The sequence below is a fragment of the Dyella subtropica genome, from assembly GCF_026283965.1.
In the GTDB taxonomy this organism is placed as follows: domain Bacteria; phylum Pseudomonadota; class Gammaproteobacteria; order Xanthomonadales; family Rhodanobacteraceae; genus Dyella_D; species Dyella_D subtropica.
Window position 1 is genome coordinate 113,368 of sequence record NZ_JAPDPD010000003.1, and the last position, 25,637, is coordinate 139,004.

22 protein-coding genes, 1 tRNA gene and 2 pseudogenes are annotated in these 25,637 nt (G+C 63.5%); 13 read left to right on the forward strand and 12 right to left on the reverse strand.

Annotation, left to right across the window (positions count from 1 at the left end; all coding sequences use genetic code 11):
• The first annotated feature begins 173 nt into the window (after positions 1-173).
• The 6 genes and pseudogenes from rpmH to OUZ45_RS04190 form a co-directional block, all read left to right on the forward strand.
• Positions 174-311: a 50S ribosomal protein L34 gene (rpmH, locus tag OUZ45_RS04165; RefSeq protein WP_019464789.1), complete on the forward strand. Its 138-nt coding sequence runs from the start codon at positions 174-176 to the stop codon at positions 309-311.
• Between the two features lie 13 nt (positions 312-324).
• Positions 325-720 carry a ribonuclease P protein component gene (gene rnpA, locus OUZ45_RS04170; RefSeq protein WP_266168663.1) on the forward strand — a complete coding sequence of 132 codons (396 nt, stop codon included), beginning with the start codon at positions 325-327 and terminating at the stop codon, positions 718-720.
• A gap of 61 nt (positions 721-781) precedes the next feature.
• Positions 782-2,494 carry a membrane protein insertase YidC gene (gene yidC / locus OUZ45_RS04175; RefSeq protein WP_266168664.1) on the forward strand — a complete coding sequence of 571 codons (1,713 nt, stop codon included), beginning with the start codon at positions 782-784 and terminating at the stop codon, positions 2,492-2,494.
• Between the two features lie 101 nt (positions 2,495-2,595).
• Positions 2,596-3,939 (forward strand): tRNA uridine-5-carboxymethylaminomethyl(34) synthesis GTPase MnmE, encoded by a 1,344-nt coding sequence (gene mnmE, locus OUZ45_RS04180; protein WP_266168665.1) that lies wholly within the window; start codon positions 2,596-2,598, stop codon positions 3,937-3,939.
• A 124-nt stretch (positions 3,940-4,063) separates the two neighbouring features.
• A pseudogene (locus OUZ45_RS04185) lies at positions 4,064-4,405 on the forward strand (DNA translocase FtsK 4TM domain-containing protein); the annotation flags it as partial.
• A 636-nt stretch (positions 4,406-5,041) separates the two neighbouring features.
• Positions 5,042-6,586: pseudogene (locus OUZ45_RS04190) on the forward strand (DNA translocase FtsK); the annotation flags it as partial.
• Between the two features lie 13 nt (positions 6,587-6,599).
• Here OUZ45_RS04190 and OUZ45_RS04195 read toward each other — a convergent pair.
• The 3 genes from OUZ45_RS04195 to rtcR are packed head-to-tail and all read right to left on the reverse strand — an operon-like array spanning position 6,600 to position 10,105.
• Positions 6,600-7,361 carry a nucleotidyltransferase domain-containing protein gene (locus tag OUZ45_RS04195; RefSeq protein WP_266168666.1) on the reverse strand — a complete coding sequence of 254 codons (762 nt, stop codon included), beginning with the start codon at positions 7,359-7,361 and terminating at the stop codon, positions 6,600-6,602.
• Positions 7,358-8,458 carry a nucleotidyltransferase domain-containing protein gene (locus OUZ45_RS04200; RefSeq protein WP_266168667.1) on the reverse strand — a complete coding sequence of 367 codons (1,101 nt, stop codon included), beginning with the start codon at positions 8,456-8,458 and terminating at the stop codon, positions 7,358-7,360. The genes OUZ45_RS04195 and OUZ45_RS04200 overlap by 4 nt, the downstream gene beginning before the upstream one ends.
• Before the next feature lie 48 nt (positions 8,459-8,506).
• Positions 8,507-10,105 (reverse strand): RNA repair transcriptional activator RtcR, encoded by a 1,599-nt coding sequence (gene rtcR / locus OUZ45_RS04205; RefSeq protein ID WP_266168668.1) that lies wholly within the window; start codon positions 10,103-10,105, stop codon positions 8,507-8,509.
• 171 nt (positions 10,106-10,276) lie between these two features.
• Between rtcR and OUZ45_RS04210 the strand changes: the two genes are divergently transcribed.
• From OUZ45_RS04210 to rtcA, 4 genes are all read left to right on the forward strand, one after another.
• A complete protein-coding gene (locus tag OUZ45_RS04210; RefSeq protein ID WP_266168669.1) occupies positions 10,277-11,827 on the forward strand; it encodes an RNA-binding protein in 1,551 nt (516 codons plus the stop codon).
• A gap of 293 nt (positions 11,828-12,120) precedes the next feature.
• Positions 12,121-12,269, forward strand: a tRNA-OTHER gene (locus tag OUZ45_RS04215).
• Between the two features lie 111 nt (positions 12,270-12,380).
• A complete protein-coding gene (locus OUZ45_RS04220) occupies positions 12,381-13,601 on the forward strand; it encodes an RtcB family protein (RefSeq protein WP_266168670.1) in 1,221 nt (406 codons plus the stop codon).
• A 31-nt stretch (positions 13,602-13,632) separates the two neighbouring features.
• Positions 13,633-14,646 carry an RNA 3'-terminal phosphate cyclase gene (rtcA, locus tag OUZ45_RS04225; protein ID WP_266168671.1) on the forward strand — a complete coding sequence of 338 codons (1,014 nt, stop codon included), beginning with the start codon at positions 13,633-13,635 and terminating at the stop codon, positions 14,644-14,646.
• Positions 14,647-14,652: 6 nt separating this feature from the next.
• On the opposite strand, the gene rbsK is transcribed toward rtcA, so the two are convergent.
• Positions 14,653-15,546: a ribokinase gene (rbsK, locus tag OUZ45_RS04230; protein ID WP_266168672.1), complete on the reverse strand. Its 894-nt coding sequence runs from the start codon at positions 15,544-15,546 to the stop codon at positions 14,653-14,655.
• A 138-nt stretch (positions 15,547-15,684) separates the two neighbouring features.
• On the opposite strand from rbsK, the gene OUZ45_RS04235 reads away from it, so the two are divergent.
• Together OUZ45_RS04235 and OUZ45_RS04240 are read left to right on the forward strand one after the other, a co-directional pair.
• Complete coding sequence (locus OUZ45_RS04235) at positions 15,685-16,383, forward strand: glutathione binding-like protein (protein WP_266168673.1); 699 nt, start codon at positions 15,685-15,687, stop codon at positions 16,381-16,383.
• Between the two features lie 127 nt (positions 16,384-16,510).
• Positions 16,511-18,775, forward strand: a complete 2,265-nt coding sequence (locus OUZ45_RS04240; protein WP_266168674.1) for a S9 family peptidase — start codon at positions 16,511-16,513, stop codon at positions 18,773-18,775.
• 105 nt (positions 18,776-18,880) lie between these two features.
• On the opposite strand, the gene OUZ45_RS04245 is transcribed toward OUZ45_RS04240, so the two are convergent.
• The 7 genes from OUZ45_RS04245 to lptM all read right to left on the reverse strand — a co-directional run bounded on the left by OUZ45_RS04245 (position 18,881) and on the right by lptM (position 24,288).
• Positions 18,881-19,495, reverse strand: a complete 615-nt coding sequence (locus OUZ45_RS04245) for a hypothetical protein (RefSeq protein ID WP_266168675.1) — start codon at positions 19,493-19,495, stop codon at positions 18,881-18,883.
• 38 nt (positions 19,496-19,533) lie between these two features.
• Entirely contained in the window at positions 19,534-20,868 is a 1,335-nt protein-coding gene (gene hslU, locus OUZ45_RS04250) for an ATP-dependent protease ATPase subunit HslU (protein ID WP_266168676.1), read from the reverse strand.
• A gap of 76 nt (positions 20,869-20,944) precedes the next feature.
• On the reverse strand, positions 20,945-21,478 hold the full coding sequence (gene hslV / locus OUZ45_RS04255; RefSeq protein WP_266168677.1) for an ATP-dependent protease subunit HslV: 534 nt from the start codon (positions 21,476-21,478) through the stop codon (positions 20,945-20,947).
• A gap of 125 nt (positions 21,479-21,603) precedes the next feature.
• Positions 21,604-22,491, reverse strand: a complete 888-nt coding sequence (gene xerC, locus OUZ45_RS04260) for a tyrosine recombinase XerC (protein WP_266168678.1) — start codon at positions 22,489-22,491, stop codon at positions 21,604-21,606.
• 2 nt (positions 22,492-22,493) lie between these two features.
• The gene (locus OUZ45_RS04265; RefSeq protein WP_266168679.1) at positions 22,494-23,177 is read right to left on the reverse strand and encodes a DUF484 family protein; all 684 of its coding nucleotides are present in this window, start codon (positions 23,175-23,177) and stop codon (positions 22,494-22,496) included.
• Positions 23,178-23,251: 74 nt separating this feature from the next.
• Entirely contained in the window at positions 23,252-24,100 is an 849-nt protein-coding gene (gene dapF, locus OUZ45_RS04270) for a diaminopimelate epimerase (protein ID WP_266168680.1), read from the reverse strand.
• Positions 24,101-24,117: 17 nt separating this feature from the next.
• Complete coding sequence (gene lptM / locus OUZ45_RS04275) at positions 24,118-24,288, reverse strand: LPS translocon maturation chaperone LptM (protein ID WP_266168681.1); 171 nt, start codon at positions 24,286-24,288, stop codon at positions 24,118-24,120.
• Between the two features lie 153 nt (positions 24,289-24,441).
• Between lptM and OUZ45_RS04280 the strand changes: the two genes are divergently transcribed.
• Complete coding sequence (locus OUZ45_RS04280; protein ID WP_266168682.1) at positions 24,442-25,131, forward strand: hypothetical protein; 690 nt, start codon at positions 24,442-24,444, stop codon at positions 25,129-25,131.
• Positions 25,132-25,161: 30 nt separating this feature from the next.
• Here OUZ45_RS04280 and OUZ45_RS04285 read toward each other — a convergent pair whose 3' ends face one another.
• Positions 25,162-25,635 carry a GNAT family N-acetyltransferase gene (locus OUZ45_RS04285; protein WP_266168683.1) on the reverse strand — a complete coding sequence of 158 codons (474 nt, stop codon included), beginning with the start codon at positions 25,633-25,635 and terminating at the stop codon, positions 25,162-25,164.
• Between the last annotated feature and the right edge of the window lie 2 nt (positions 25,636-25,637).

Consider the following 25,637-nt stretch of genomic DNA (forward strand, 5'->3'; position numbering starts at 1 on the left):
CGCGCGGGGTGGACCTGAAAGTCTAACAGCAGCTTACCGGTTCTCGACCAGAGCCTATCCACACGATTATCCACAGGCTGCGCAAACCTTGGTTTCAAGAGTATTTGACATCTCTGCCGAATGCCTCGCATAATTTCCAACCTTTTTACCCACATACCGAATAGGAGGAAGCCATGTCGAAGCGGACCTTCCAGCCCAGCAAGCTCAAGCGCGCCCGCACACACGGCTTTCGTGCCCGTATGGCTACGGCCGACGGTCGCAAGATTCTGAATGCCCGCCGTGCCAAGGGCCGCAAGCGCCTGATCCCGTAAGCGGGAGACTGAGATGCGTGCCGGACTGCCGCGCGAGGCGCGGATCCGTCGCGCTGGCGACTTTGCTGCGATGCGAAATGCCAGCGGCCGCTTCGGCGGCCGCTGTTTTTCTGTGCGCTATCGTAAAAACGGGCTCGACCATGCCCGGCTCGGCCTTGCCATCTCCAAGCGCGTGTCCAAGCGTGCTGTCGAACGCAATCGCATCAAGCGTCTACTTCGCGAATCCTTTCGCCGTGTCCGCCATCAACTCCCTCCCGTCGACCTTATGGTGATGGGCCGCGAACAAGCGGCCGGCCTGCCAGGCCCCGCGCTACTGGCCGAGATCGACGCACTGTGGAAGAAGTTGTTGTCGCAGAAGCCCGACCTTACGTTGAAGCCAGGCGACGCGGCCGGCACAATCGCACGTTGACCTTCTCTCTTCCCGCCCTTCCGCAGCAGCGTGTCGCGGCGACTACCGGATCTGCTTCGCGATGAATCAAACGCGCACGTTCCTCATCTTCGCCCTGCTGGCCGTGGCCTATCTGCTATGGATGGCCTGGGAGAAGGATTACGCTCCTCAGCCGGCTCCCGCTGCCGTCGCCGGTGCCACCAGCACGGCTGCACCCGCGGCTGATGGCAGCGTACCCGGCGCCACCGCGAGCAACGCGCCGGTCGTCCCCGCAACCGGCAGTGCCACCGAAGCACCGGCCCAGCTGATCACCATCAGCACCGATGTGTTGCGCCTGACGGTGGATACGCGTGGCGGCAGCGTGGTGCGTTCGGAACTGCTGGGCTATCCCTCGGAGCCGCGTACGAAGAACACGCCCGAGCCGGCACCCGTGCGTCTGCTCGATGATGCCCACGAGCATTTTTTCGTCGCGCAGAACGGTCTGACCACGGCGCAGGGCGTGGGTGGTCCGGTAGCACCGACGCACCTGTCGGTGTTCCAGAGCGCACAGTCCAGCTATGCACTGTCCGCCGGTCAGGACGAACTGAAGGTCGACCTGACCTGGCAGGACGCGTCCGGCCTCAAGGTCACCAAGTCCTACGTGCTCAAGCGCGGCAGCTACACTGTCACGCTGGATCAGAAGATCGATAACGGCGCCAGCGTAGCCTGGCAAGGTAACGCCTACGAGCAGCTGCAGCGCGTGGCCCCGCCGAACAACCGCACGTGGTACCAGAACTACACCGACCCGGCAGCGCACAGCTTCAACGGCGCGGCGTGGTACAGCCCGCAGGACAAATACGAGACGCTGCCGTTCGCCGACTTCCAGAAGAAGCCACTGAACCGCGCGATCACCGGCGGTTGGGCTGAGATGCTTCAGCACTACTTCTTTGTGGCATGGATTCCGCCGGCACAGGAGCCGAACGCCTACTCCACCAGCGTCGTCAATCCGGACACCGCGCAACCGCTCTACCTGCTCCGCGCCGTGGGCCCCGCGCTCAGCGTGGCACCGGGCCAGAGTGTCACCAGCAGCACGCGTCTGTATATCGGTCCGAAGCTGCAAGGCACGCTGGATCAGATCGCGCCAGGCCTGGAACTGTCGACCAACTACGGCTGGCTCACCGTCATCGCCCAGCCGCTGCATTGGCTGCTCTCCAAGCTGCATGCGATCAGCGGAAACTGGGGCGTGGCGATCATCCTGCTTGTGCTGCTGCTGAAGGCCGCGCTGTGGAAGCTCACGGCCGCGCAGTTCCGCTCCGGCGCCAAGATGCGCAAGCTGCAGCCGCGCGTCGCCTCGCTCAAGGAGCGTTACGGCGACGACAAGATGAAGATGCAGCAGGCCATGATGGAGCTGTACAAGAAGGAGAAGGTGAATCCGATGGCCGGCTGCCTGCCGATCCTCGTCACCTTCCCGGTGTTCCTCGGTCTGTATCGCGTGCTGATGGAAAGCGTGGAGCTGCGCCAAGCGCCGTTCTTCGGCTGGATCCACGACCTGTCCGCACCCGACCCGTTCTTCGTGCTGCCGGCCATCTATGTCGCGGTGATGATGGCAACGCAGTGGCTCACCCCCACCACCGGCATGGATCCCGCCCAGGCCAAGATGATGAAGGTGATGCCGATTCTGTTCGCGGTGATGTTCGCCTTCTTCCCGTCCGGCCTCGTGTTGTACTGGGTGATCAACGGTGCCACCAGCCTGGCCCAGCAGTGGTTCATCACCCGCCAGGTGGATCGAGCCGAGCACAAGGCCAAGACCGCCTGATCGAAAAGGCCGCGCAAGCGGCCTTTTCTTTTTGAGCCACGTTTTCTTCCACGTTGCCTTGCGCAACGATAGAACGAACGCTTCTTCAGCACGCCATCCCTATGACCCTCGCCGCTGACACCATAGCCGCCATCGCTAGCGCACCCGGTGCAGCCGGCGTCGGTGTGCTGCGCGTGTCCGGGCCGGCCGTACCGAAGATCGCGCGAACTTTGCTGGGTCGTACGCCGCAGCCACGTCACGCGCATTTCGCGGCTTTCCGCGATGCGCAGGGCCAACGGATCGATCACGGTCTCCTGCTCTACTTCCCCGCCCCAGCGTCCTACACCGGCGAACACGTGCTGGAATTGCAGGGGCATGGCAGCAGCGTGCTCCTCGACGGCCTGCTACGCCGCGTCTGTCAGCTCGGCGCGCGCTTGGCGCGGCCTGGCGAGTTCACTGAGCGCGCTTTCCTCAACGGCAAAATGGATCTGGCTCAGGCCGAAGCGGTCGCCGATCTGATCGCCGCTCGCTCACAGGCTGGCGCGCGTGCGGCACTGCAGTCCATGGAAGGCGTGTTCTCGCGCAAGATCGACGCGCTGCTGCAAGCGCTGATCATCCTGCGCGTCCATATCGAGGCGGCGATCGACTTCCCCGAAGAGGAAATCGACTTTCTCGCCGATCCTGCCATCACGAATCAACTCGAGGCATTGCGCGATCAGCTCGCCGAACTGTTGCGCGAAGCACAGCGTGGCGTCCGTCTCAACGACGGGTTGCGGGTGGCCATCATCGGACGCCCCAACGCCGGCAAATCGAGTCTTCTCAACGCGCTGGCCGGCAGCGACCGTGCCATCGTGACCGATATCGCCGGTACCACCCGCGATGTACTGCGCGAACAGCTGAGCCTCGATGGCATCGCATTGGAGTTGGCCGATACCGCCGGCCTGCGCGAAACCGACGATCCAGTGGAGCGCGAAGGCGTGCGACGCGCGCACAGTGAACTCGCCCGCGCCGACGTCGCTCTGCTAGTCACCGATCTCCAACACGCCGAACACGATCTGGCCCTGCTTATGGACCTGCCCGCCAGCGTCGAGCGTCTGGTGCTGATCAACAAAATCGATCTGGAACACGAGACGGCGCGTTACGAAACCCGCGCCGATTCCCTCTGGATCTGGGCCTCCGCGAAAACCGGCGATGGCCTGGATGCTCTACGCGAACATCTCAAGCAACTTGCCGGCGCCGGCAGTGGCGAAGGTGTTTTCAGTGCACGCCGCCGCCACGTGTTGGCGCTGGAACAAGTCGCCACCCATCTCGATCATGCGGATCACACCTTGCGCACCACCCGCGCTGGCGAACTGGCCGCTGAAGAGCTACGCCAAGCCCAACACGCGCTTGGGGAAATCACTGGCAATTACACCAGTGACGATCTGCTGGGCGCCATCTTCAGCTCGTTCTGCATCGGCAAGTAGCTGTCCGGCGATTCGATGGGACTCGTGAGGAATAACAGCTCGTTACAGAACAATCTGCTGACGTTCCTAACGCGGTGGCGCTAACATGCTGAGTTTGTTGACGCAGTGTTGAACGAACTCAGGCATGCTCACTTTCTTCTTCGGCGGCTTCGGGCTGTCCACCCTCTGGCTTATTCCTCTGATTTGGCCTGTGAGTCGGTCACTGCTGGCAGGCCGCAAACCGGCCGCTGGCGAAGGAACGATCCGGTTCTGGCTGGGTGGGCTGTTCGTGCTGCTCGCAAGCGCGACGCTAGAAGGGTTGATTGTCGGCCACTACACGGACGATCCGCAGGCCGGTGGCGCGATCAGCCGAGGGTTGGCGAACGGCCTTGGCGCGGTGCTGGGAACATTCATCACTAGCGCCCTGATGCTCGCCTTACTGGCGGCTGCCTTGCCTTGGTATCTGGGTGTGCCTTGGCGCTCGACCTTCAAGCAAATCTCATCCAAGGTCGACTTGCTCGCCGCCTTACTGAGTCGAGCTGTGGAGATGTGCAGCGCGCGCTTCGGCGCGCGACGTGGGCGAGGCGCGGTGCGTCGGGCCGATCGTCGCGGGGCACAGGTGAATCGTGGTGGCGCGAAGGCCACAGCGCGTCCGAGCACAGCGGCAGTCGCGCCAACTCCTGTGGTCGAACGCAAGGCTTCGCAGCTGCCGCCCGCCCCAGTTTCCCGCATGCGCATCGCACCCGAGAAGGTGATTCGCGAGCCCTGGCTGCTGCCAAAGAGCGCTCGGCTTTCCCCTACACCGACCCCGGCCCCTGTCGCTCGGGCCGCAACGATGGCGATGAGTCAGGTCGCTGTTGCCGCACGTCCTTCGCCCGTGGCGGCCGTCGAATCCCAGCCCTTCATCGCCGAAGAGCATCCAGAACTAGCGCATGCCGACATCGTCGAAGACGCGCCCATTGAACCGACACCGATTGACATCGATGAGCTAGCAGTCGAACCCACCGGACCCACGCCAGTAGAAGCCACCGATGTCGAGGATGACGGCGCGAACCTGCTGCCCACGCCGCAGGTCGTGCATGCGATGCAGACGGCACGGGGCCGGTACTTCGCTGCCAACGACGATCAGCCTGTGGCGCCGGTCATACCAGCTGCACCGCCTGTCGCTATGACAACGCGCACGCGCTCCAGCGCCACGTTACCCCCGCTGTCCCTGTTGACCAGCGCAGCGGCCGAATCGACCACCGTCGATGAAGCGCAGCTGGCCGACACCGGTGAGCTGATCGAACAGCGCCTGCGTGAGTTCAAAGTGCCAGTGACGGTGGTTGGTGCATCGGCCGGCCCCGTCATCACCCGCTTCGAGGTCGAGCCGGCCGTGGGCGTGCGCGGCAACCAGATCGTGGCGCTGATGAAGGATCTCGCCCGAGGCCTGGGGCGTACTTCTATCCGCGTCGTCGAAACCATTCCCGGCAAGACCTGCATGGGACTGGAGCTGCCGAACGAACAGCGGCAGATGATTGCGCTGTCGGAGATTCTGGATTCCGCCGAATACCGCGGTTCCGATTCGCTGCTCACGCTGGCGATGGGCAAGGGCATCACCGGCGAGCCCGTGGTGGCGGACCTGGCGCGCGCGCCACACATGCTGGTCGCCGGCACCACCGGCTCCGGCAAGTCGGTGGCCGTGAACGCGATGATCCTGTCCATGCTGTACAAGGCGACGCCCGACGACGTGCGCATGATCATGATCGACCCGAAGATGCTGGAACTCTCAGTCTACGAGGGCATCCCGCACCTGCTGGCACCGGTGGTCACCGACATGAAGCTGGCTGCCAACGCGCTGACTTGGTGTGTGGCGGAGATGGAAAACCGCTATCGCCTGATGTCGGAACTGCGCGTGCGCAACCTCGCCGGCTATAACCAGAAGATCCGCGAGGCGCAGTCCACGGGACGGCCGCTGCTCAACCCCTTCCCCGCCCATCCGGAAATACCCGAGACGCTCGATACCCTGCCGATGATCGTGGTGGTCATCGACGAGCTCGCCGACCTGATGATGGTGGCCGGCAAGAAGATCGAGGAACTGATCGCCCGACTGGCGCAGAAGGCCCGTGCTGCCGGCATCCATCTGATCCTTGCCACGCAACGCCCGTCGGTCGATGTGATTACCGGCTTGATCAAGGCGAACATCCCCACGCGCGTGGCGTTCCAGGTGTCGTCCAAGATCGACTCGCGCACCATCCTGGACCAGATGGGCGCGGAAAGCCTGCTAGGCCAGGGCGATATGCTGTTCCTACCGCCGGGCACCGGCTATCCGCAGCGCATCCATGGTGCTTTCGTCGCCGACGAGGAAGTGCATCGCGTGGTCGCCCATCTCAAGCAGTACGGCGAACCCGACTACAAGGACGAGATCCTTGCTGGCCCGCCAAGCGAAGGTTCGGGTGAGTTGTTCGCCGAAGACGGGGGCGATGCCGAGCTCGATCCACTCTACGACGAAGCCGCCGCCTTCGTGCTTCGCACACGCCGCGCTTCCATTTCCTTCGTGCAACGCCAATTCCGTATTGGCTATAACCGCGCGGCGCGACTGGTGGAAGCAATGGAAGCGGCGGGACTGGTGTCGTCGATGGGAATCAACGGCCAGCGCGATGTGATCGCGCCGGGGCCGGTGGACTAAAAGTGCGCGGCCGCTAAGCTATGGCCCAGCGACGGAGCACATCGTCCAGCAGCGAATGATCCGCTTCTGATTTCTGCGCTAGGCAGCGCCCGATATCCGCAAAGTGGTCAAGCTGCGACTTCATCCAAGGACGCACGAACTCCGGTAGCGCTTCGCGATCGCTTTCGCGTGCCACGACCTTGCGCGCTTCCAGGTCGGCGATCCAGTCGCGCTCTTCGTCGCTGACCCATGGCGCAGCCAGCAAGCGGGAGAACGCCGTGGGTGGCTGGGTGCGTGCATGCTCGATCCAGCGACAGGCAAGGATCGGCCGCAGGAAATAGAACAGCTTCTTCAGGCGCACGGTATCGTCGGCCAGATGCTCCGCATACGTCGCAGACGCCATGCTCAGGTAATGAAACAGTGCTCGAGCGGGCTGGAAAAGCGCCGGAATCAGCTCTCGGATTTGCGCGGCAAAGGTCTCATCGGCGCGATAGACGATTGGCGAGTCGAACCACTCGTTGAAGGCAAGGTTGCACTTGGCCATCAGTCGCAGAGACTTACGAAGGTCCCAGCCGCTTACGTCCAGATCGCCGGGCAGCATGCGCTCGATCACGTCCCGTTGCTCGAAGACCTGCAGATACCAGTCACGAGGATGGACGTAGACGAAGCGCACATCGTAGTCGCTGTCGGGCGAAGCGAAACCCCACGCGCGGCTACCGGACTCGGCGGCATAGAGCACGCGCACGCCATGTTCGCGTTCGATATCGGCGATGGCCGTCTGAATGGCTTCGTTCATGCGTGGCGCGCCTCCCAATGCGCAGTGAGATCGTAGAGCAGCCGGTTCGCTGCCCCTGTGTTGATAGTAGGTGGCAGGTTGCTCTGTGACTCTTGACGAGCGCAGCGCTCGGCAATGCCGTTTGCCATGGTCATCAACTCGTCGTAGCTGAAGCAGCCACGGCGGATATCGAGCAACAATTCACGCTGCGGGCCGTCAAAGCGCACGATCGGCCGACCGGATGTGAGAATGGATTCGCCGGATAGCAGAAGGCGCACGGTGTGCATCAAATTCTTTGCGTCGTAGTCCAGTTCGCCAGCTTCCTGCTGTCGCCAGCGCGACTCGTTGCGCTCACGTCGCCAGGTCCAATAGTTCTGGTGATCCGTCATCGCTTGTTTCCATGCCTGCTCGTTGTAGAACAGCAGGCCGGCGAAGCGGGCGGCTTCGTCTTCGAGGGGGATGGACTCGCACACCAGCATGCCATCACGAAATACGCCTCTCGCCTGTCGGCCGTAGCGATAGAGGCGATAGCCGTCTCGTGCATGCTCCAGGCTGGCAGCATGGAATTCGTCCAGATTCCACCCCAGGGAGGTCAGGGGGAGCGGACGGCATGGCGCCGTTTCAGCTTCAATCAACCGCTCTTGTGGAATGACATGGCAGTAGTCTTCCTTCGCCGGCGGACGTTCGGGACGAGGCTGATTGATCCACTTGTTCTGTCCGCGGGCCTTCTTGATCTGGCTTAGCGCATAGCCGACGTGAGTCTGCACGCATTGCCGGGAGACGAAGAGCTCGCGTTGCGCCACCAACATATCCATTTCAGGGCTGCTCCAACGCACGCAGTCCTCGGGCATGTAAAGCAGTTCGAGCATGTTCGGGTTGGCCGCCGCCAGCAGCTCCACGGCTCGGCGAAGGCTGTAGTAGACGATGTCGTTACGTGCATCGGACATTTGGGCAGCGGGCTGGGTGAGGCCCAGATAGGCCGCGAATGGCATGGCGTAGATGCCGCGAATATCCCGATCGCTCTCCGGTGTCGCCGTACCGTAGGCGTGGCTGCCTCCGGTGCATTCGAATAGCAGAGATGGATCGCTGTGGTCCAGAAGAGCGTCGAGAACAGGCATGCAGGAGTCTTCCCTGACCCGGGCGGATGCCGGATCGGTGTGGCTGGTTCAGTGTTTCGCCGAGCCTATCACCGCGTCCCAGCTCAGGCCGAATCGCGAAAGGTATTTGCGCAAACGGTCCGCGTCGTTGGTGCTTGCGCGCTTGCTGCGCGAAGCGGCGAAGAGCTGGCGGCCGGCTTCCGAAAGGCTGCGACAGCGGCGGCATAGGCGAAGTACTTCGCGCAGTTGCAGCTGATCGAAGAGGTCCAGCTCCTGCAATTGCTCGCCGAGCAGTTCGTGCAGCAAGTCGTCACTTTCGTCCTGGCGCCATACGCGCCGCAAGCGCAGCAGCTCCTCGTCGACGGTCTCCACCGTGATGCGCCCCGCCGGGGCAAGTGTCGCCATGCGCGTAAGTGAGGCGCCGAGATCGCGGAAGTTGCCCTGCCAACTCGCCTCGGACGACATGGCAAAACGCAGATAGCGTTCGCGCGCCTCGCGATTGAAGGTGACGCGCCGGTTGTTCTGCTGGGTGTGACGCTCCAGTTCGTAGTCCAGGTTCGGCTCGATGTCCTCCGGGCGCTCAGCGAGGCCGGGTAGATGGAAACTCCAGATGTTGAGGCGAGCGTAGAGATCATCGCGGAAGCGCCCTTCCGCAACACGGCGGCCCAAATCGCGGTTGGTGCCCGCGATCAGCTGAAAGTCGCTCTCTACTTCCTTGTCGCTACCCACCGGCAGGAAGCGACGATCCTCCAGCGCGCGCAGCAGCATCGCCTGTTCGTCTGCACCCAGCTCACCGATCTCATCCAGGAACAGCAACCCGTTGTGCGCGCTTCGCAGCAAGCCAGCGCGTTCACTGACGGCACCGGTATAGGCGCCCTTGACGTGGCCGAACAGCGTGCTCATCGCACCATCGCCACGCAAGGTGGCGCAGTTCACCTCAACGAAGCGCCCGCTAAGCTCATGTCGCGCTTTCTTCAGTTCGAACAAGCGTCGGGCTAGTTGGCTCTTGCCCGCGCCGGTCGGACCCATCAACAGGATGGGTGCTTTGGAACGGCTGCCCACCGTTTCGATCTGCTCGATCATCCGGTTGAAAGCGGCATTGCGCGTGGCGATACCGCTCTTCAAGTGAGTGCGATCATCCTCCTGCTCACGCTCGAAGCGTTGCGCCAGGCGGTCGTAGCGCGAAAGGTCCAGGTCGATGATGTTGAGCGAGCCGCCATTTGAACCCACGCGTTGCTTGCGCGGTGGAGAGACCTGCAACAGCCGCGCAGGCAGGCGTCGGCTCTCAGTGAGCAGGAACAGGCAGATCTGCGCGACATGGGTGCCGGTGGTGATGTGAACCAGATAGTCCTCGCGCTCGGTATCGAACGGGTAGCGCCGGGCAAAGTCATGCAGGGCCGCGTACATCGACTCGAAGTCCCAGGGATCGGCGACATAGGTGTCATGCAGGCGCACCTCGGTTTCGGGCGAAACCTGCGCGAGATCTCCCCGGACCACTTCGGCCAGCTTGCCGTAGCGACGCAGGTCCACCAGCAATTCCAGCCGGTGCATCAGGAAATCCTCCTGCATGCCCAGCGCCACCGTAGGACGCCATTTTTCCCAGCGTCCCTGACCTTCGCCGGAGTCGAGCTGGGTGCCGAGAAAGCCGATCACGACCTGGGTCTTCATGTCGATATTAAAAGATAAAGTACGATAGCTAAGGATATATAAGGTACGGATACGCTCCAAGTCGACCGATTCAAAAATATGAAATTACACGTTTTTAATCAATAACTTAAATTGACTTCGTCAGCGTTGGCACGCCTCCTGCTCTATATCCTGAGCAAGCGGAGAACAGCCATGTCGAATCTTCAACTCTTCAGCAACCACCGTGGTCGCCAGGTCCCCCGTACGGGTGCAGTCAACGAGGCTGGCGGCGCTTCCTACCGGCGCAGCCCCGAAGCCACCCTGGCGCTGTATGCGGCGACGGGCTGCTTGAACGGCACGTTCTACGCCGACGCCCAGACCCAGCTCGATCAGGTGGTGGCGATGTGCGATGTGGTGGCGCCGGCCTTCGTGGCGCGTACCGCGATCTATGCGCGCCGCCATGCACATATGAAGGACATGCCCGCGCTACTGCTGGCTTATCTGGCGACTCGCGATGGCGCCCTGTTGGAGAAGGTGTTTGAGCGAGTAATCGACAACGGCCGCATGTTGCGCAACTTCGTACAGATCCTGCGTAGCGGAGCCCTGGGTCGAAAGTCGCTGGGCACGCGGCCCAAGCGTTTGGTGCAGCAATGGCTGACGCGGGCGACGACTGAGCAGCTTCTGGCTGCGGCAATCGGAGAGCAGCCTTCGTTGGCGGACGTGATCCGCATGGTGCATCCACAGCCGCAGGACGCCGCGCGCGAGGCGCTGTACGCGTGGTTGATCGGCAAGCCGTATCAGGCCGAAGCGTTGCCGTCGAAGGTGCGCGAGTACGAGGCGTTCAAGGCCGATCCTGCGGGCGAGGTGCCGGACCTGTCGTTCCAGTACCTCACGGCGATGCCGCTGACGACGAAGCAATGGGCGGCGATTGCGGTGCGTAGTTCGTGGCAGGCCACGCGAATGAACCTCAACACCTTCTTGCGCAAGGGCGTGTTCGAGAATCCCGCCGTGGTGTGGCAGATGGCGGCGCGGTTACGCAGCAAGGAGGCCATCCGCAAGGCACGGGTGTTCCCGTACCAGTTGATGGTCGCCTACCGCGCCGCCTCCGGGGCAATGCCTGAGGCGATCGCTGATGCCTTGCAGGACGCGATGGAAATCGCGACTGCCGCAGTGCCGAAGCTGTCGGGCCAGGTCGCGCTGGCGATCGATGTCTCCGGTTCGATGCAGTCGCCCGTGACTGGCTATCGCCGCGGTGCCACCAGCGTCGTGACCTGCGTCGAAGTGGCAGCGTTGATCGCCGCCTGCATCAAGCGTAGCAACCCTGGCGCACGGGTGATTCCGTTCGCCGACAAGGTGCGAGAGCTCAAGCTCAACGCGCGTGACAGCGTGATGAGCCAGGCTCGGGAAATAGCACACATGGTCGGCGGCGGTACCTGTGTGAGCGCACCGCTGGCGCAACTGAACAGCGAGCGAGCGGCACCGGACCTGTTGGTGATCGTTTCAGACAATCAAAGCTGGATGGATACGCGTAAGGGCGGCAGTACCGAAACCATGCGTCAGTGGGCCGCGCTGAAGGCGCGCAACCCGGCGGCGCGGCTGGTCTGTATCGACCTGCGGCCCTACGCGACCAGTCAGGCGCAGGAGGCGCTGGATGTGTTGCACATCGGCGGCTTCAGCGACGCCGTGTTTGACCTGCTCGCTTCGGCGGTTCAGGGCAATCAGTCGAGCCGTTGGGTGGAGCGCATCGAGGCGATCGAGATATAGCCGTCATGGAAGGCGGCGCGCTACCCCGGCAGGAATGAGCCTGCCGGGGCCGAGTGAGGACGAAGGAGAACAGACCGCACAGTCTAAAGATTTGGTTTGGCAACGAATGCCGGTGAGAGCTACTTGGAAAGCCTTCGGGCGAAGGGTTCAAATCCCGACCTGTATCGCAGGATTGCTCTTGCCACTACTTGTCGTTGCATCTTGTTTCAACGGTTCGGCAGCGAATGCCGGCGGACCTACTAGCCTATGAAGCTCCGTGTCGCGGGTTCGACCCCCGCCGCCATCGCCACTGTGATGGCGTAGCTCAGTGGTAGAGCAGGATTGGTTCGTCACCTCTTGTCGCTGCCTCCATGGCATCAGGTTTGTGTTTATCGCGGCGAATGCCGATGGACTTACTAGCCTTCTAAGCTCCAGGTCGCGGGTTCGAGTCCCGCCGCCATCGACACTGTGATGGCGTAGCTCAGCGGATAGAGCGGGATCGTTCATCACCTCTTGTCGTCGCACCCCGAACAACCGGCCAGCGCCTTTTGCGCCGGCCCTCAAGGAAGTCACCATGAACACCCGCAACTACGACGTTATCAACGAAGCCGGCGCTGTGCCGATCAAGCTATGGACCCGCGGCGTGCCGCTGGAGGACGAAGCGCGCGAGCAGCTGCTGAACATCGCCCGCCTGCCATTTATCCACGGCTGGGTGGCTGTGATGCCAGACGTGCACCTCGGCAAGGGCGCGACGGTAGGTTCAGTGGTGCCCACGGTGGGCGCCATCGTGCCGGCGGCGGTAGGTGTGGATATCGGCTGCGGCATGATCGCCGCAAGGACCACGCTGACTGCGAGCGATCTGCCCGATGATTTGCATGGCATCCGCTCTGCCATTGAGTGCGCGGTACCTCATGGCCGCACGGTTGGTCACCGCGATAAGGGCGCTTGGGCCACGCCGCCGCAAGCAGCGCTGGACGGCTGGGGCACCCTCCACGAAGACTTCGCGCGCGTCGTCGAAAAGCATCCCAAGCTGGCCCGCACCAACAATCTCAATCACCTCGGCACACTGGGTACCGGCAACCACTTTGTGGAAGTCTGCCTGGACGAGGAGCAGCGCGTGTGGTTCATGCTGCACTCCGGCTCGCGTGGCGTCGGCAACGCGATTGGCACGCACTTCATCGAGCTGGCCAAGCAGGACATGCGCCGCTGGATGATCAACCTGCCCGATCAGGATCTCGCCTATCTGCCGGAAGGCAGCGAACATTTCGGCGACTACGTGTTCGCGGTGGATTGGGCGCAGCGCTTCGCGCGCACCAATCGCGCGATCATGATGCGACACGTGGTGGAAGCGGTGCGCAAGGTGATCCCCAAGCCGTTCGAAGCCGAGGCCGAGGCGGTGAACTGCCATCACAACTACGTCAATCGCGAGCATCATTTCGGCAAGGACGTGCTGGTGACGCGCAAGGGCGCGGTGAGCGCTAAGCGGGGCGAGTTGGGCATCATTCCCGGCAGCATGGGCGCAAAGAGCTTTATCGTGCGTGGGCTCGGCAACGCGGATAGTTTCCATAGCTGCAGCCACGGCGCAGGTCGCGTCATGAGCCGCACCGCCGCGCGCAAGCTGATCACTCTGGAACAGCACCGTGAAGCCACCGCGCATGTGGAGTGCCGCAAGGACGCCGAGGTGATCGACGAATCGCCTGCGGCTTACAAGTCCATCGATGCAGTGATGGCCGCGCAGCAGGACTTGGTGGAAATCGTCCACACCCTGCGCCAGGTCGTATGCGTCAAGGGTTGATAGAAGCAGGTAGAGGAATAGGGAACGCGTTATGTTGGAGATCGATGGTCAGGATGGCGGCGGACAATTGTTGCGCACGGCGCTCGCGTTGAGCCTGTGCACAGGTGAGTCTTTTCGCATGGAGCGCATCCGCGCGCGGCGCGCGCGTCCGGGGCTGATGCGCCAGCACCTCACCGCCGTGCAGGCGGCCAGCCAGGTGGGCGCCGCTCAGGTGAGCGGCGCCGAGCCCGGTGCCACTACGTTGGAATTCATACCGGGTCCGATCCGTGGTGGCGATTATCATTGGCCGATTGGCACAGCCGGTTCCACCACCTTGGTGCTGCAAACCGTGTTGCCTGCGCTATGGCTGGCTGGTCAGCCAGCGCGGTTGCGCCTGGAGGGCGGCACGCACAATCCGCTGGCGCCAAGTGCGGACTTTCTCGCTGAGAGCTTCCTGCCGCTGCTTCGCCGGATGGGCCTAGGTGTGTCGTTGCAGCTGGAGCGACATGGCTTCTACCCCGTCGGCGGCGGCGCGCTGTTATTGGAAGTGGCGGCGAGCGAGAAGCCCGCGCCGCTACATCTGCCCGAGCGCGGCGCGCTGTGTGGTCTGTCTGCTACGGCGCTGATGTCGTCCGTGCCGGGCCGAGTCGGGGAACGCGAGTTGGATGCGGTGCGCCGTCGCTTGCCGATTGCGGATGAGCACAGGCATATCCGCCAGGCCACTGGATCACCCGGACCTGGCAATGCGTTGATGGTGCGTGTGGAAAGCGCCGAGGTGTGCGAACTGTTTACCGCGTTCGGTGAGCGCGGTGTCAGCGCCGAACGCGTCGGCGAGCTGGTTTGCGACGAAGTACGGAGCTACCTGGATAGCGGAGTGGCGGTTGGCCCCTACCTGGCGGACCAGCTGCTGCTGCCGTTGGCGTTGGCCGGCGCTGGCAGCTTCAGCACGCAGACCCCAACGTCGCACGCACGCACCAACGCGGCGCTGATCGAGAAGTTCCTGCCTGTGCAGATCGACTTCGAAGAACAACAGCACGATCGTTGGCAGGTCACGGTCAGTAGTTGATCTCTTTCAGCCCTGGTCGGCAAGCCACGCCTCGAGCTCGTTATGTCGGGGCATGCCGCCCTGCGCACCAAGCCGGGAGACTGACAGTGCCGCTGCGGCGCAGGCTATTCGCACGGCGGCCGGCAGGCCTTTGCGCAGGAAAACGGCGAGTGCGGCATTGAAGGTATCGCCGGCGCCGGTAGTGTCGATCACGTCAACTTTGAAGCCGGGCTGGTGCACCAGCTCGGCGCCGTCGGCGTACCACGCGCCTTCGGCACCACGAGTGAGGACGACCGGACAGGGGGCGCGAAGCATCAACGCCCTGAAATCCTCGTGCTCGTCGGCGCCCAGCAGCGTGGCGAGTTCGTGTTGGTTCGGCGTGACGTAGCGCGCCAGCTTGAGCCATTCCACCGGCAGCTGTCGTGCTGGCGCAGGGTTGAGGATGACCGGCACGCCCAGGCGATGCCCAAGGCGAAGCGTGGCCTCCACGGTTTCCAGCGGAATTTCCATCTGCACCAGCATGGCGTCGGCTTGCGCGATGGTGCTTTGTGCTTGCTCGACGTGCGTTGGCGTCACGCGCGCGTTGGCGCCGGGCACGACAACGATCTGGTTTTCGCCGCCGGCCACCGTGATCGAAGCCGTACCGCTGCCGCAGTCGGCGATGCGACGGACGTGTTCGGTCGCCACGCCTTCGTGTGCGAGGCCGTCATGCAGCTGCTGGCCGAAGGTGTCGTCACCCACGGCGCCGACCATGCAGACCCGCGCGCCAAGTCGTGCTGCGGCCACCGCTTGGTTGGCACCCTTGCCGCCGTGCACGGTGAGGAATCGATCGCCGAGCAGTGTTTCACCGGGAGCGGGAAAACGCAGTGCCAGCGTCACCAGATCCATGTTGATGCTGCCCACTACGACGATGCGTGTCATGCCGCTGCTCCCAAAGCCCATGTTCCCAGAAGGCGGAGAGCATAGCCGCTACAAGCGTCCAGCCTTGAAAGCTGCACCCGCGAACCCGAGTTGATGACGATCCCTGCAATACCCCCAAGCGAATTGAGGAGAGTCCGCATGATCGATCTTTACTACTGGCCCACACCCAACGGCCACAAGATCACCATGTTCCTGGAGGAAGCGGGCCTGCCCTACACCCTCAAGCCGGTGAACATCGGCAAGGGCGAGCAGTTTGAGCCGTCGTTTCTGAAGATTTCACCGAACAATCGCATGCCGGCCATCGTCGATACTGCACCGGCCGACGGCGGCGCGCCGCTGAGTGTGTTCGAGTCGGGCGCGATCCTGCAGTATCTGGCGGACAAGACCGGCCGTTTCATGCCAGCGGATGTGCGTGGCCGCTTCAAGGTGTTGGAATGGGTGTACTGGCAGGTGGGCGGCCTGGGGCCAATGCTGGGGCAGAATCACCACTTCAACCGCTATGCGCCGGAGAAGATCCCGTACGCCATCGACCGCTACGTTAATGAAACGCGCCGGCTCTACGGGATATTGAACAAACAGCTGGATGGCCGTGCTTTTATCGCCGGCAAGGACTACACCATTGCCGATATGGCCGCCTATCCATGGATCGTGCCGTACGAGGCGCAGGGCATGTCGCTGGACGACTTCCCACACCTGAAAACCTGGTTCGAGGCGGTCCATGAGCGGCCGGCCACCAAGAAGGCCTACGAGATCGGCGAGTCGATCAAGGGCCGTTTCGACCTGACCCAGGACGAAGAAGCCCGGAAAGTGCTGTTCGGCCTGGGTGCGAAGGTCTGATGTCCCTCACGTCGCATTCACCTGAATGCGACGCCCTTCCTTGACAGACAGTGCTGGCATCGCGCGGCGTGACGCGTTCTAATCCGCGTTTGTTCTTGCGCCTTATCCGTAGTCCAAGGAAGTTCCCATGCGCGCCCTCCTCTTCGCCACGTTGATGACGGTGGCTCTGCCGACCATGGCCCAAAAACTCACGATCGAACGCATCTTCGACGGCGGTAGCCTTGCCGGGCCCGCGCCGCGCGGCCTGCAGATCTCGCCGGACGGCAGCCGTATCACTTTCCTGCGCGCGCGCAGTGACGACCAGTTCCAACTGGATCTGTGGGAATACCGCCCCAAGGACAACAGCACGCACCTGCTGGTGGATTCGCGCAAGCTGGAGCCGCAGGGCGAGCAGCTTTCCGACGCGGAGAAGGCACGCCGCGAGCGCGCTCGCACGGCCGGGCTGCGCGGCATCCTCACTTACCAGTGGTCGCCGGACGGCAAGCAGCTGCTATTTCCCATCGGCGGCAAGCTCTACCTGTACAACTTGGCCGACACCAAGCCGGCGCCGCGCGCGCTGGATACGGGCGGCGATGCCATCGACCCGAAAATCTCGCCCAAGGGCCGTTTCGTGTCCTATGTGCGCGACCAGAATCTGTGGGTCATCGATCTCGCCAGCGGTGAGGCGAAGCAACTCACGCATGACGGCGGCGGCACGGTGCACAACGGCGAAGCGGAATTCGTCGCGCAGGAGGAAATGGATCGCAGCGCGGGCTACTGGTGGGCGCCGGACGATAGCGCCCTCGCGTTCGAGCGCTACGACGAAGCCAAGGTGCCGGTGACCAAGCGCACCGAGGTTTATGCCGACCGTACCGAGGTGATCGATCAGCGTTATCCCGGTGCCGGCGATCCGAACGTTGCCGTGAAGCTGGGCCTGGTTGCGCCGATGGGTGGCCAGCCGCGCTGGATCGACCTGGGCAAGGATCAAGACATCTACCTGGTACGTGTGAAGTGGTTGCCCGACGGCAAGCATCTCAGCTACCAGCGCATGCCGCGCAGTCAGCAGAAGCTGGAGTTGAAACAGGTCGATGCAAAGACGCTGGCCCAACACACCCTGCTTACCGAGACCAGCGATACCTGGATCAACCTCAACGACGACCTGACCTTCCTCAAGGACGGCAAGAGCTTCCTGTGGGGCAGCGAGCGCAGCGGGTTTCACCATCTGTATCTGTACGGCATCGACGGCAAGCTCAAGCACCCGGTAAGCCAGGGCGACTGGCAGATCGATGGCGTGCTGGCGGTGGATGAGCACAGCGGCACGGTCTATGTCAGCTCCAATCGCGACTTCGTGCCGGATCGGCAGATCTATGCGCTCAAGCTCGATGGCAGCAACGCCAGCGCACCCGTGCGCATCAGCCAGGGCGCCGGCACGCATACGGTCGAGTTCGCGCCGAATGCCAGCTTCTATCTGGATACCTATTCCAGCGCCGACACGCCGCCGCAGGTCAGCGTCCATAAACCGGATGGCAGCCTGGTTAGTTGGATCGAGCAGAACAAGTTCGATGAGAAGCATCCCTTCTGGCCGTACCGCACCAACCTGATCAAGCCGGAGTTCGGCATGCTGAAGTCCGCCGACGGGCAGACTTTGTACTACCGCGTGTACAAGCCGGCGGGCTTCGATCCCGCGAAGAAGTACCCGGTGTTCGACACCTACTACGGTGGCCCGCATGCACAGGTGGTGGTCAACGCCTGGGGCGACTACTTCAACCAATACATGGCCAACCAGGGCTATGTGGTGTTTACCCTGGACAACCGTGGCATGGCGCGACGCGGTCGCAAATTCGAGGACGCCATCTACCAGCAACTCGGCGCCGCCGAAGTGGAAGACCAGCTCGCCGGCATCCGTTGGTTGAAGGCGCAACCATGGGTGGATGGCAAGCGCATTGGCGTGTTCGGCTGGAGCTACGGCGGCTACATGACCACCATGATGCTGGCCAAGGCATCTGGCGAGCTGGCCGCTGGCGTGGCGGTGGCGCCGGTGACCGATTGGCGGCTGTATGACACCTTCTACACCGAGCGCTATCTAGGCCGCCCGCAGGACAACGAAGCCGGCTACACGCGTAGCAGTCCGTTCGCCTGGCTGGATGGCCTTACCAGCAAGCTCTATCTGGTACACGGCATGGCCGACGACAACGTGCTGTTCCTCAACTCCACCAAGCTGATGGCGGAGCTGCAGAAGCGCGGCACGCAATTCCAGTTGATGGCTTATCCGGGCGCCAAGCACGGTCTGAACCTGCCCGGCCAGCGCACTCACGTGTTTCATCTGATCGCCGGCTTCTTCGATAAGGAAGTGAAGGGCGCCGCGCTGCCAGCAAGAAGCCCCGCGCCAGAGGCGTCGACAACGGCGCCCTGAAACAGCGGCACCCTGAAACGACACGCCCGCCGGTGAAGGCCGGCGGGCGTGGGAATCATCGAGCTTGTGATGGGGATCCGTCGTCGATCATCGGATCGTGCGTGATCACTGTGCGTGACCAACACCCGAATCACCCTGCTCCAGCGGCGGCGGCGTGCCTGCCACCGCCAGCAGCGATTGTGCGTAACCGTCTTCGATGCTGATGGTGGAGACTTCGTCCCACGAGAAAAACGACGCTTCGCGCAGCCATTCCGCGTCGGGGCTGATCTCCTGCATGCTGAAGCCGTCTTCTTCGACGCTGATCAGCTTGCCGATGTAGCAGACCTCGGACTCGTCTTCGCTGTCCACGTGCACGCCGATGACCGGCGACTGTTTGGCCGCGGCCTGCACCACCTCGCGGATGTCGTCCAGCGGAAAGCCGCGCGGCGGGCGCGGCAGGATGTGCTTGAGTACCAGCGCCTTTTCCATGAAGACAGCGTGCTTGTCCGGCGCCTCCAGCTCAGAAATGTCGCGGTGCCGCATGACGTACATGCCGTCGTAGGTAATGCCGTCGCCGACAACCCACAACAGAAAAAACTCGCGGCCGACACCGCCGACATACCCGCAAAAGCTGCCGTGCTCGAGTTCGCCGCGCCATAACCGGATCAGCTGCTGCTGTTGCTGCGCTTCGCGCAGCTGAGCCCGCTGACCGGTGGTTTTGAGTTCAATGATCTTTCCCATACGCCCCTAATTTTAACAGCCGGGCTCTTTCCCCATGTTTACAGGATGTAACGGCTCAAATCCTCGTCCTTGACCAGGCTTCCGAGGTTTTTATCGACATATTCGGCGTCAATTACGTATTTTTCACCGGATTTGTCAGCAGCTTCGAAGGAAATTTTCTCAAGTAGGCGCTCCATCACCGTGTGCAGGCGGCGGGCGCCGATGTTCTCGGTGCGCTCGTTCACCTGGAACGCCACCTCGGCCAGGCGATCGATGCCCGAGTCGGTGAACTCGATGCTGACACCCTCCGTACCGAGCAGGGCCACGTATTGCTTGGTCAGTGCGTTCTGCGGTTCGCGCAAGATGCGCTCGAAATCGCCCACCGACAGCGCCGACAGTTCCACGCGAATCGGCAAACGACCCTGCAGCTCCGGGATCAGGTCCGATGGCTTGGCCAGCGAGAACGCGCCAGAGGCGATAAACAGCACGTGGTCGGTCTTGATCGGGCCGTATTTGGTGGACACGGTGGAACCTTCCACCAGCGGAAGCAGGTCGCGCTGCACGCCTTCGCGGCTGACACCGGCGCCGCCCCACTCGGAGCGCTGGGCGATCTTGTCGATCTCGTCGATGAACACGATGCCATTCTGCTCGGCGGCGAACACCGCCTGGGCGCGCACTTCATCGTCGTTGAGCAGCTTGCCGGCCTCTTCGTCGATCAGCAGCGGGCGGGCGATCTTGATCGCCAGCTTGCGCTTCTGCGATTTCGCGCCGCCCAGGTTCTGGAACATCTGGCGTAGCTGCTGGCCCATTTCCTCCATGCCGGGCGGAGACATGATCTCCACACCCACGTTCATGGCGAAATCCAGCTCGATTTCGCGATCGTCCAAAGCGCCTTCGCGCAACTGCTTGCGCAGTTTCTGGCGGGTGTCGCTATCGATGGCCGGCGCCGGATCGTGGGTCCAGTCGGTGGGCGATTGGCGGCGAGGCAGCAGCGCATCGAGGATGCGATCTTCGGCGCGATCCTCGGCTTGCGAACGCACGCGCTTGACGGCCTGGTCGCGGGTGAGCTTGTAGGCCACGTCGGCCAGGTCGCGCACGATGGATTCCACGTCCTTGCCGACGTAGCCCACCTCGGTGAACTTGGTCGCTTCCACCTTCACGAACGGCGCGTTCGCCAGTGTGGCAAGGCGGCGTGCGATCTCGGTCTTGCCCACGCCGGTGGGGCCGATCATCAGGATGTTCTTCGGCGTCACCTCATCGCGCAGGCCCTGCTCCAGCTGCATACGGCGCCAGCGGTTGCGCAGTGCGATCGCCACGGCGCGTTTGGCGTCGTGCTGACCGATGATGTAGTGATCGAGTTCGTTGACGATTTCGCGGGGGGTCAATTCAGACATGAGGGCACCGGAGCATGGGGGCGTTGTCCGGCGCGTGCCGGAATGACGTTAGTGAAGGGCTGATGCCGAGAAGCCATCAAAGCTCTTCGATCGTCGTGTTGTGATTGGTGTAGATGCAGATGTCGCCAGCGATCTTCAACGCCTTCTCGACGATCTCGCGCGCATCCATCTGGGTGTTTTCCATCAGCGCGAGCGCAGCGGACTGCGCATACGGGCCGCCGGAGCCGATGGCGATCAGGCCGAACTCGGGTTCCAGCACGTCGCCATTGCCGGAGATCAGCAGGGATGCATCCTTGTCGGCTACCGCCAGCATGGCTTCGAGGCGACCGAGGCGGCGATCGGTGCGCCATTCCTTGGCCATTTCCACCGCAGCGCGGGTGAGGTTGCCGCTGTGCTTGATCAGCTTTTCCTCGAACAGCTCGAACAGGGTGAAGGCATCGGCCGTGGCGCCCGCAAAACCGGCCAGCACATCGCCCTTGCCAAGGCGGCGGATCTTGCGCGCGTTGGCCTTCATCACCGTGTTGCCGAGCGTGACCTGACCGTCGCCGCCGATCACAACGCGACCGTTGCGGCGGACGGAAATGATGGTCGTGGCGTGAAAGGATTCCATGGGAGGCTCCGCATTGACTTGAACGGCAGAGGTGGGGCCAGTGGCACCGCCGTTCAATATGCTGGGGCTTGGGGCGCGCGGGAGTGTTACGGCGGCGTGGACGTCCCCGAGATAGAAGCGGGAGTTCAGCCTTTGCGCTTCGCGCGCGGGTGCGCGGCGTCGTACACCTTCGCCAGATGCTGGAAATCCAGGTGGGTGTAGATCTGCGTGGTGGCGATGTCGGCGTGGCCGAGCAGTTCCTGCACCGCGCGCAGGTCGCCGGACGATTCCAGCATGTGGCTGGCGAAGGTGTGGCGCAGCAGATGTGGATGCACGCGTTTGGCGAATCCCTGGCTCAGTGCCAGCGTCTTCAAGCGGGCCTGCACCGTGCGCGGGCTGATCGGCGCGCCGCCGCGACCGCGAAACACCGGCGTTTCGGGCCCCCTGCCTTCCGCCTCGCCAAGCGCCCGCAGCGCGTTCACGGCATGCCGTCCCACCGGCACGATGCGCGTCTTGCTGCCCTTGCCCAGCACGCGCACTTCGCCGGCATCGAGATTCAGGTCCAGCCAGCGCAGGCCCACCAGTTCCGAAAGGCGCAGGCCGGAGGAATAGAACAGCTCCAGCATGGCGCGATCGCGCAGGGTCAGCGCACCGCCGCTGTCAGCTTCGATCAGAGCGGTGGCCTCGTCCACGTCGAGCACCTGCGGCAGCTTGCGATGGACCTTTGGTCCACGCACGCCGGCCACCGGATCGTGTTCCAGCAAACCTTCGCGTTGCAGTTGCCGGAACAGGCTGCGGCAAGAGGAAAGCAGGCGCTGCAGGCTTTTCGGCGACAGCCCGGCGCGATGTTCGGCGGCGACGAACGCGCGCATGCGATGGCTGTCGAGTGCGACAAAGCCGGTCAGCTGCTGCGCTTCCATCCAGCGCAACAGCTTGTCCAGATCGCGGCGATACGCATCGATCGTATGCGAAGAGGCTTTGCGCTCGCCGGCGAGGCGGGCGAGCCAGGTCGCGACCTGGCCGCGCGGATCCATGCTCAGGCGCCGTCCTGTGAGCGCAGCAGCGCGGCGGTAACGGTGGCGGCGATCATCTTAAGGAACAAGGTGCCCATGCCCGGCTGGAAATGATCCGGATCGCGGCTGCCGATGGCGAGGATGCCCAACTCGCCCAGCGGCACCAGCGCGGACGACTGGATCTCCGGCGCGTGGTCGCCGAACAATCGATACAAGCGCTCCGCCGAAAGGCGTCCGGCGATCGGTTCATGGTGCGAAAGGAAATCGCCGAACTCCGGCAACTCGGCGCGTCCACCCGGCACCTGCAGCAGCCAGTCGGCGTGGGGAAGGCTGGCTGCGCCGAACAGCAGCAGGCGCACCCGATCGGTCTTGAAATCCTCGGACAGCTTCGCGATCACGCTGCGTGCGGCGATGGCGGGCGTATTCGCGCGCAGCACGGTGACATTGAGGTCGTGCACACGCTGCATCAGCTGCTCGTTCTCTGCCGCGATGGCAACGAGTTCGGCCAGCCGGCGTTCCAGCTCGGCGTTCTTCTCGCGCAGGTTTTGCAGCTGGTAAACCGCCAGCGAAGCGACCGGCCCCTGCTCGCGCGGCAGGGTGAGTTGCGCGGCCAGATCCGGAAAATCGTTGAGGAAGCCCGGGTGGCGGCGCAAATAGGCCGCTACGTCCTGGGCTTGCAAGGTGTCGTCGAGTGCAGTGTCGGTCATGCGCGAGGTACCTCAGAAGCCGGTGGGTCAGGCGATGTGCGTGGCCCCGAGTGTGCGATGACCGCCGTTACGCTTCAATGCGTACCCGAGATCCCCAGCCATTCACCTTCAAAGACGAAGGCGGCCGGGCCGGTCATCCACAAGGTGTGCCCGGGGCCAGCCCATTCGATCTGCAGGCGGCCGCCCGGAAGCTCAATCTGCACGCTCTCGTCCACTTCGCCACGCTGGCGCATCACCGCCATGGCCGCGCACGCGCCGGTGCCGCAGGCCAGGGTCCAGCCAACACCGCGTTCGTGTACGCGCAGGCTCAGATGGCGTCGATCGAGCCACTGCACGAAGCCGGTATTCGCATCTTTCGGAAAGCGCTCGTGCGTCGACAGCAGCGGGCCGTGACGGAACAAAGCGGGCGAACCGAGCTCTGGCACCACCACCACAGCATGCGGATTGCCCATCGACACCACGCCGACTTCCAGCATTTCGCCGCCTACGTCGATGTCGTAGCGGTCGGCCTGCGTGTCGGCGCGGAAGGGAATGTTCGCGGGCAGGAAATCCGGCTCGCCCATGTCCACGGTGACCCGATCGGCGGAGAGCAGGCGTACCGTGACCGGCCCGGAGGGGCTTTCCAGCCGTACCGTTTCGCCGATGGCCAGCGCACCATCGCGATGCAGCCATGCCGCGACGCAGCGCACCCCATTGCCGCACTGGCCCGCAGGCGAGCCATCGGCATTCCAGAGGCCGTAGTAAAACGCACAGCTTGGATCGCGCGCCGGTTCGATGCTGATCAGCTGATCAAAGCCCACGCCGTTGTGGCGGTCGGCGATCGCGCGGATCTCCGCCTCGCGCAGGCCGAAGCCATCGCGTCGCGCATCGATTATCACGAAGTCGTTGCCGATGCCCTGCATCTTGGTGAAGCGCAATGTCATGAAACCGCCGGGCGCCTTCAGTGTTGTACGGGTGCAGCCGCCGTGGCGGCAGACGCCGGAGCTACCGTTGCCGCGGCCGGAGTCGGAGTCGGCTTCGGCGCCGGCATGTACAGCGGGCCTTTGTTGCCGCAGCCAGCCAGCGAGGCCATCACGAAGCAAAGCGGGAGCAGCAGGATCGATCGACGCATGGATGTGGGTTCCTACGGAGACCGCCGCAGTATAGCGATGCTCACCCTGTGCGCCGCGATAGGCCGTACGGACAGCGGTTCAGCTCGGGGCATCGCGCACTAGCCGTTATCATGCGCGGGCCGCCGCCGTCTCGCGGTGTGGAGTAAAGAAGTATGGATTGGACCACGCTGTTGCGTCTGCCCAGCACTATCCTGCTGGTTCTTGCAGTGATCGCGCTGTTGTTCACCTTGGTGCAGCTGATCGCCCTGCGCACGCGTTTGCACGCCGGCCAGCGGCTTGCCGCCGCGCTGCGTGCGCTGTCGCTGGCGGTAGGGTTCGTCCTCACGTTGGTGCTGGTGGGCGCCAGCTGGGGTCTGCGCGGCTATCGCCTGCTCTCGGAAGAAACGCCAGTGGTGACCATCGACGCGCGGATCCTGTCGCCGCAGCGCTGGGCGCTGACCTTGCGCTGGCCCGATGGCAGCACGCGCCAGGTGCAGCTGTCCGGCGATGCCTGGCGAGTGGAGGCAGTTGTTCTGAAATGGAAGTTGCCGGCGCTGCTGGCCGGGCTCCCGCCCCTATACCGTCTCGATCGCCTGAGCGGCCGTTACGACGATCCCGCGCAGGAGGCCCAGGCGCCGCGCACGGTCATCGGCTTCGACGAAGCCGGCCCCTACGATGTGCTCGACCTCAAGCGCCAGCATCCGCAATGGGTGCCCGGCGTCGATACCGTGTTTGGCAGCGGCGCTTTTCTGCCGCTGGTCGACGAGGGCCACTACAACGTCAGCCTGATGCGCACCGGCGCCTTGGTGGCGCGGCCGGACGAGGTCACCGAACAGCGCCTCGGCCAGCCGTTCGGCGGCTGAGAGCCTGTCCTCTATGAGGGCAGGCCCTCGTCAGCGCAGCACCTTCTCGTAGCGCCAGGCGTCGGCGCCGTCCTCGTAGAAGCCCTCGTGCTTACCGATGCCGTGATAGCCAAGCCGTTCGTACAGGCGGATGGCGCTGTGATTGTCGGTACGAACCTCCAGCCGCAGCGCGTGGCATCGACGCCGTCGCGCGGTGTGCTCGGCCGCTTCCAACAGCGCCGAACCCACGCCCTTGCCACGCGCTTCGGCATGGGTGGCGATGGAATACAGGCGCGCTACCTTGCTGCCCTTGCGGAAGAACACGACGGCCGTGCCGAGAAAGCGGCGATGGTTCGCGCTCGCCACCAGCACCTGCGCGGTTTCGCTGTCCAGGTGACGGCGGAATTGAGCGCGGCTGAGCCGGTCGCTGGTGAAGCTCTGCTCCTCCAGCGCGACCAGGTCATCGAGATCGGATAGTTCAGCGCGGCGCACGCGCACGGCGGCGGTCGCGGGCATTGGGGTCATCG

Excerpts from the sequence above, each read along its gene's own strand:
- rpmH (WP_019464789.1), top strand. The coding sequence starts at position 174 with ATGTCGAAGCGGACCTTCCAGCCCAGCAAGCTCAAGCGCGCCCGCACA.
- rnpA (WP_266168663.1), top strand. The coding sequence starts at position 325 with ATGCGTGCCGGACTGCCGCGCGAGGCGCGGATCCGTCGCGCTGGCGAC.
- yidC (WP_266168664.1), top strand. The coding sequence starts at position 782 with ATGAATCAAACGCGCACGTTCCTCATCTTCGCCCTGCTGGCCGTGGCC.
- mnmE (WP_266168665.1), top strand. The coding sequence starts at position 2,596 with ATGACCCTCGCCGCTGACACCATAGCCGCCATCGCTAGCGCACCCGGT.
- OUZ45_RS04195 (WP_266168666.1), bottom strand. The coding sequence starts at position 7,361 with ATGAACGAAGCCATTCAGACGGCCATCGCCGATATCGAACGCGAACAT.
- OUZ45_RS04200 (WP_266168667.1), bottom strand. The coding sequence starts at position 8,458 with ATGCCTGTTCTCGACGCTCTTCTGGACCACAGCGATCCATCTCTGCTA.
- rtcR (WP_266168668.1), bottom strand. The coding sequence starts at position 10,105 with ATGAAGACCCAGGTCGTGATCGGCTTTCTCGGCACCCAGCTCGACTCC.
- OUZ45_RS04210 (WP_266168669.1), top strand. The coding sequence starts at position 10,277 with ATGTCGAATCTTCAACTCTTCAGCAACCACCGTGGTCGCCAGGTCCCC.
- OUZ45_RS04220 (WP_266168670.1), top strand. The coding sequence starts at position 12,381 with ATGAACACCCGCAACTACGACGTTATCAACGAAGCCGGCGCTGTGCCG.
- rtcA (WP_266168671.1), top strand. The coding sequence starts at position 13,633 with ATGTTGGAGATCGATGGTCAGGATGGCGGCGGACAATTGTTGCGCACG.
- rbsK (WP_266168672.1), bottom strand. The coding sequence starts at position 15,546 with ATGACACGCATCGTCGTAGTGGGCAGCATCAACATGGATCTGGTGACG.
- OUZ45_RS04235 (WP_266168673.1), top strand. The coding sequence starts at position 15,685 with ATGATCGATCTTTACTACTGGCCCACACCCAACGGCCACAAGATCACC.
- OUZ45_RS04240 (WP_266168674.1), top strand. The coding sequence starts at position 16,511 with ATGCGCGCCCTCCTCTTCGCCACGTTGATGACGGTGGCTCTGCCGACC.
- OUZ45_RS04245 (WP_266168675.1), bottom strand. The coding sequence starts at position 19,495 with ATGGGAAAGATCATTGAACTCAAAACCACCGGTCAGCGGGCTCAGCTG.
- hslU (WP_266168676.1), bottom strand. The coding sequence starts at position 20,868 with ATGTCTGAATTGACCCCCCGCGAAATCGTCAACGAACTCGATCACTAC.
- hslV (WP_266168677.1), bottom strand. The coding sequence starts at position 21,478 with ATGGAATCCTTTCACGCCACGACCATCATTTCCGTCCGCCGCAACGGT.
- xerC (WP_266168678.1), bottom strand. The coding sequence starts at position 22,491 with ATGGATCCGCGCGGCCAGGTCGCGACCTGGCTCGCCCGCCTCGCCGGC.
- OUZ45_RS04265 (WP_266168679.1), bottom strand. The coding sequence starts at position 23,177 with ATGACCGACACTGCACTCGACGACACCTTGCAAGCCCAGGACGTAGCG.
- dapF (WP_266168680.1), bottom strand. The coding sequence starts at position 24,100 with ATGACATTGCGCTTCACCAAGATGCAGGGCATCGGCAACGACTTCGTG.
- lptM (WP_266168681.1), bottom strand. The coding sequence starts at position 24,288 with ATGCGTCGATCGATCCTGCTGCTCCCGCTTTGCTTCGTGATGGCCTCG.
- OUZ45_RS04280 (WP_266168682.1), top strand. The coding sequence starts at position 24,442 with ATGGATTGGACCACGCTGTTGCGTCTGCCCAGCACTATCCTGCTGGTT.
- OUZ45_RS04285 (WP_266168683.1), bottom strand. The coding sequence starts at position 25,635 with ATGACCCCAATGCCCGCGACCGCCGCCGTGCGCGTGCGCCGCGCTGAA.